The 4,862-nt window shown below is 67.4% G+C and carries 5 protein-coding genes and 1 pseudogene; 4 read left to right on the top strand and 2 right to left on the bottom strand.

The features are described 5' to 3' along the window. From AB0J64_RS56775 to AB0J64_RS56765, 3 genes and pseudogenes are all read left to right on the top strand, one after another. Positions 1-381, top strand: a pseudogene (locus tag AB0J64_RS56775) (hypothetical protein); the annotation flags it as partial. A 13-nt stretch (positions 382-394) separates the two neighbouring features. Then, the gene (locus AB0J64_RS56770) at positions 395-1,657 is read left to right on the top strand and encodes a cytochrome P450 (RefSeq protein WP_364046992.1); all 1,263 of its coding nucleotides are present in this window, start codon (positions 395-397) and stop codon (positions 1,655-1,657) included. Continuing rightward, entirely contained in the window at positions 1,597-3,147 is a 1,551-nt protein-coding gene (locus tag AB0J64_RS56765) for an MDR family MFS transporter (RefSeq protein WP_364046990.1), read from the top strand. Before AB0J64_RS56770 ends, AB0J64_RS56765 begins: the two co-directional genes overlap by 61 nt. Here the strand turns inward: AB0J64_RS56765 and AB0J64_RS56760 are convergent. Beyond that, positions 3,109-3,801 (bottom strand): hypothetical protein, encoded by a 693-nt coding sequence (locus AB0J64_RS56760; RefSeq protein ID WP_364046987.1) that lies wholly within the window; start codon positions 3,799-3,801, stop codon positions 3,109-3,111. The genes AB0J64_RS56765 and AB0J64_RS56760 overlap by 39 nt on opposite strands. 175 nt (positions 3,802-3,976) lie before the next feature. Between AB0J64_RS56760 and AB0J64_RS56755 the strand changes: the two genes are divergently transcribed. Beyond that, the gene (locus AB0J64_RS56755) at positions 3,977-4,165 is read left to right on the top strand and encodes a hypothetical protein (protein WP_364046984.1); all 189 of its coding nucleotides are present in this window, start codon (positions 3,977-3,979) and stop codon (positions 4,163-4,165) included. A 274-nt stretch (positions 4,166-4,439) separates the two neighbouring features. Here AB0J64_RS56755 and AB0J64_RS56750 read toward each other — a convergent pair. Further along, on the bottom strand, positions 4,440-4,862 hold a 423-nt coding region (locus tag AB0J64_RS56750; protein WP_364046981.1), incomplete at its 5' end, for a helix-turn-helix transcriptional regulator.

Raw genomic sequence — 4,862 nt, 5'->3', positions numbered from 1 at the left:
GTGGCCGACGACCCCCTGCTGTCGCCGCTGTTCCCCGGCAGCGTGGAGCGTCAGGCCAATCGCCTGGCACGCCACTACATCCGCATGTACGGCACGCCAGATCTCTCCGAAGGCTGGGACCCTCGCTTTCTGAAGGCCCATCTCCATACCGTGATCGGGACTCGCCACCGCAGGCAGTGGCTGGAACTCATGCGCCGGGCCGGTCACGAAGTGGACGCGCCGGAGCCCTGGTTCTCGGACTTCATGACCACAATGATCAACGGCAGCGGCGCGGTCTCGGCCGCGTCCCGCGGCGCCGCGCTGGCCCGTGGGCTGGGACTCGATCGCACAGGCGAGGTCATCACGCCGACGACGCACGGACAACTCCCCCACCCCGCCTGAAAGGAAACCGTTGATGAGCGTGACCGCTGATGCAAGCGCATCACCCGAGGACATCTTCTGCCTCGACGGCGTGACCGATCCGCATCCGGCCTATGACCGGCTTCGTGAGAAGGGCCCCGTCCACCTCCTCGTGCAACCGGACGGGCTGGAAGTGTGGTTCGTATGCCGTTATGAGGAGGCCAAGGCCGCACTGGCCGACCCTCGGCTCGCGCATCACCTCAGCCACGCCAAGCCGGCGATGTGCCGTGCGGGCCTCGAGCTCGGCGAGGACCGCATCGCCTTCGGAGCCGCGCACATGCTCCACAGCGACCCGCCGGATCACACCAGGCTGCGGGGCATGGTCAATCGCGCCTTCACGCCGGCCCGCATCCAACGGCTGCGTCCTCGTATTCAGCAGATCACCGACGATCTGCTCGCCACCGTCGCGCGGCGGCGGGAGGCGGATCTTGTAGAGTCTCTCTCCTACCCCCTGCCGGTGCTCGTCATCTGCGAACTCCTCGGCGTCCCGGCCGAGGACCGCGCCACGTTCCGTGCGTGGTCAGAGGCGGCGTTGACTCCGGATTATGTGAAGGATCCGATCCTGACCCGTCACGAGGGCAATGTCGCGCTGCGTGGCTACCTAGCGCAGTTGGTCGATCAGACGCGTCAGGAGATGCGCACCCAGTCGCTTGCTCGCGAGGGGAAGCTCGACCTGCTTCATGCGCTGCTGCGTGCCCGTGACGAACAGGGCCACCTCTCCGAAGAGGAGGTGGTCGCCATGCTATACCTGCTGCTAATCGCAGGATATGAGAGCACCGTCAACTTCCTGGGCAACACGCTGCTGCGACTGCTTCTGGCGCCTCAGGACATGGAACGTCTTCGCCGCTCCCCCGAGTTGCTCCGAACCGCGGTGGACGAGGCACTGCGTCTGGAAGGGCCAGTGCAGCGCAGCACCTTGCGTACGGCGGTCGAAGACATCATGATCGGCGGCACCCTCGTCCCTCGCGGAAGCATCGTCAGCATCGGTCTGGCAGCGGCGAACAGGGACGAAGCGCGATTCTCGGGTGCGGACGGGTTCGACCCCGCACGCACGGACAACGCGCACCTGGCATTCGGGTACGGTCCGCATTTCTGCCTGGGCGCACCTCTGGCGCGCCTGGAAGGCGAGATCGTGCTCGGCACGCTGCTGCGTCGCTTCAGCGAACTGCGCCTTGCCGTGCCGCCGGAGCGGCTGCGGTGGCGGCGCACGTTCCAACGTGGCCTGACCTCACTGCCGGTTCTCCTGACCGCGGCATAGTGCGGAACAGCACGCGGGGGTCCGCTCACAATCCGCCTGCCAGGGCACGTCGTCAGGCACGACTGCTCGTGACGATGTTCGGCATGGGAATCTTCCTCGCCGCGCTGGACCAGACCGTTGTCGCAACAGCTCTGCCCACCATCGCCGAGGACGTCCGCGCCACCCGATCGCTGTCCTGGATCGTCACGGCGTACACCTTAGCTGCCACCGTCGCCACGCCGATCGCCGGCCGGCTGTCGGACACATTCGGGCACAAGCCGGTTTTCCTGGCGGCCATGGGCATCTTCGTCGCCGGCTCGCTGGGCATCGCGATGGCGAGTTCCCCGGAGCAGCTCATCGCCTTCAGAGCCGTGCAGGGAATCGGTGGCGGAGCGCTGGGTGTGGCGGCGTTCGTACTGGTGGCCGATGTTGTGCCCGCCGCCTCCCGCGCTCGAACACAGGCTTATCTGGGCTCCGTCTTCGGCGTCGCCTCAATCGTGGGACCGCCTGCCGGAGGAATGCTCACCTCCACTCTCTCATGGCGTTGGATCTTCTTCGTCAATGTCGCGGCGGGGATGGTCATCCTGGCCACCGTGGCAGGTGTCCTGAAGACGGCGCGCTCCAACCGGCCCCCCTCTCTTGACCTGGCCGGCATGATCACGCTCACGGGTCTGCTCACCTGCGTGGTTCTGGTCAGCAGCTGGGCCGGCACCGTGTACGCCTGGGCATCCCGGCCCGTAGTCGGGCTGATGGCGATGTCGTTGCTGTTCGCTGTCGTGCTGGTGCCGGTCGAACGTCGGGCGGCGGCACCAGTCCTGCCATCGGCTGTGTGGCGAAACCGCGTGGTGGCGGCCTACGCCTTCGTGGGCTTCCTGATGTCCCTGACGCTGTTCTGCATGATCACATACATGCCCGTCTTTCTTCAGCTCGTCTTCGGGCACAGCGCGGCCGAGTCCGGGCTGTTGCTCGTGCCCTTCATGGCCGCCGTCATGCTGACCTCGATCGGTGCTGGCCGGGTGATCGAAAGGACCGGAGAGCATGCGATCTTCCCCGTGGCAGGATGCGGCTTGGTTACGCTTGCGTTGCTGCTGATCGCGTCCTTGAACGCCGCCGACCCAGTCGCCGAAACGGTGGCTCTGCTGACCGTTTTCGGGGCGGGTATCGGCATGGTCATGCAGGTCATCGTCGCGGGTGTGCAGGCCGCCGTACCCCAGCCGATGATCGGGACGGCAACGGCCTTCGTGATGCTCGCAAGATCGGTAGGGGGCTTGCTGGGCGTGTCGGCCTTCGGCGGGTTCTTCAGCGAGGTCGTGACCGATCGTCTGCAAGGCGATCTCGCGCGCGCGTTCAGCACGATGTTCCTCATGTCAGCCCTGCCCTCGTTGTTCGCCTTCTGCACCGCGGTCTGGCTGTGGCGAAGAGGCCCAGCGCGGGCCCGTTCGAACCGCCCTGACACAAAGCCGACAGGCCGATCAGGTCAGAGCCGTGAGCAGCAGGTCCATGACGAGTGAGGGGTCGGTCATCATCGCCAAGTGAGTCGCCTCGGCGCGCAGCACCTGGTATCCGGCCTCCTCCGCCTCGTCAGCGGTAGCTCGATACGCCTCGCTGAGCTGTACATACAACGGTCTCTCCGGCAGACGCGACACGCCGGCCGCGGGCATGACCTCCGTGAAGACCTCCCACGGCACCTCGGGCAGGTCCTTGACGAAGTCCTCCCTGGCCCGCTCATCCGGTAGCAGGCTCGCGAACGCCTCTGGCGGAAACCATTCATTCCACCGAGGCATGCGGTCGCCGGCCACTTGCGTACGCAACGCGTCGGCTCGCGGCGGGGGCAACGTGTCCAGCCAGCTCCGACCCGGATGCGGCAGCCGGGCATCCAGATAGACGATCGAGGTGACAGGAGGGTGTGCACAGGCGGCGATTCCCGGCAAGAGCGGCCCTGCAGCGCTGTGCCCCACCAGCACCACTGGCATGCCGGTCGGCACCGCGGCGGCTGCCACTTCGACCATCGACGAATGGTAGGGTGCCGATCCGGCGAGGGAAGGCCGTAGATCAGGAGTCGCGACCATCAGCCCGGTCTCTTCCAGCCGAGGAGCCAGGGCCTGCCACATGCTCGGTGCGAGGACCGGACTGTGGACAAGTATCACTGCCCTTTCGAAGATCACACCGTTGAGCGTACCCCTCAACCAGGGGATCTGGCAGGCTCCATCACCATCGCACGGGGCCGGCATGCGCGCGGGCCGGCGGCGACGGCCTGGGCGGCCCGCAGCGGCCCGAGCACACCGGTGAAACGGACATCAGCTCGAGGGTGTTTGAAAAGGGTCAGGGCGAGCGGCCGCTGTGGCGGTGCAGCAGGATCATGGTCATTGCGAGGTAGATGACGTTCTCACCAAGGCCTGGGCCGACAGCGCCTACCGCACCACCGTCATTGAGGGCGCCGCCGCCCTGGGCATCGACGTCGAAATCGTCCGCCGCGACCCCACCACCAGGGGCTTCACCCCGCTGCCGCGCCGCTGGCACGTCACCTGAACCCGGGACCGAACAGGACCAAACGCCCACTAGGCGCAAAAATCAATACAGCCACTCTCACTCCAGCCAGATAACCCGGTCTCCTGGTCGGGCTGGGTGCGGTTTCTGGCTGACGGCCGCGAGCGCAGCGCGGTTACCTGGACCGATTGTTCCGCTGCGTGATGGTCGGGCCGCCCCTGACGGTGCGGCAAGGTCCACAGCCTAGTGCTGGCACCCGCAGTGCGGCCACCTGCTCGGAGGCCATTTCTGCCAAGGTGTGGGAGGTCTTGCCGCCTCAGCCGGTGAGGCGGCCGCCCTCGTCGAGGTCGAGCCTGGCCAGCTCCGCCCGGGAGGCCACGCCCAGCTTCGGATAAGCCTTGTACAGGTGGTAGCCGATCGTGCGCGGGCTCAGGAAGAGCTGCGCCGCGATGTCCCTGTTGCTCAGCCCCGTCGCCGCCATCCGGATGATCTGCAGCTCCTGCGGGGTGAGCCGGTCCAGCACGCCCTCGGACGGGCGTCCCTCACCGGTCTGGCGCTCCCCCGCCGCGCGCAGCTCCGCGCGGGCCCGGTCGGCCCAGGGACGGGAGCCGAGCCGTTCGAAGATGTCGAGAGCCGAGCGAAGCTGGTGGCGGGCGTCGGCGCGCCGGCGCAGCCGCCGCAGCCACACCCCCGCCAGCCCCACCGAACGGGCCCGCGCGCACAACCGGCCCCCCCGCCG

Origin of the sequence: Nonomuraea sp. NPDC049695 (assembly GCF_040674955.1) — a bacterium.
In the GTDB taxonomy this organism is placed as follows: domain Bacteria; phylum Actinomycetota; class Actinomycetes; order Streptosporangiales; family Streptosporangiaceae; genus Nonomuraea; species Nonomuraea helvata.
Note: the sequence above shows the minus strand (reverse complement) of the source record. Positions and strands in the feature narration are given on the sequence as shown.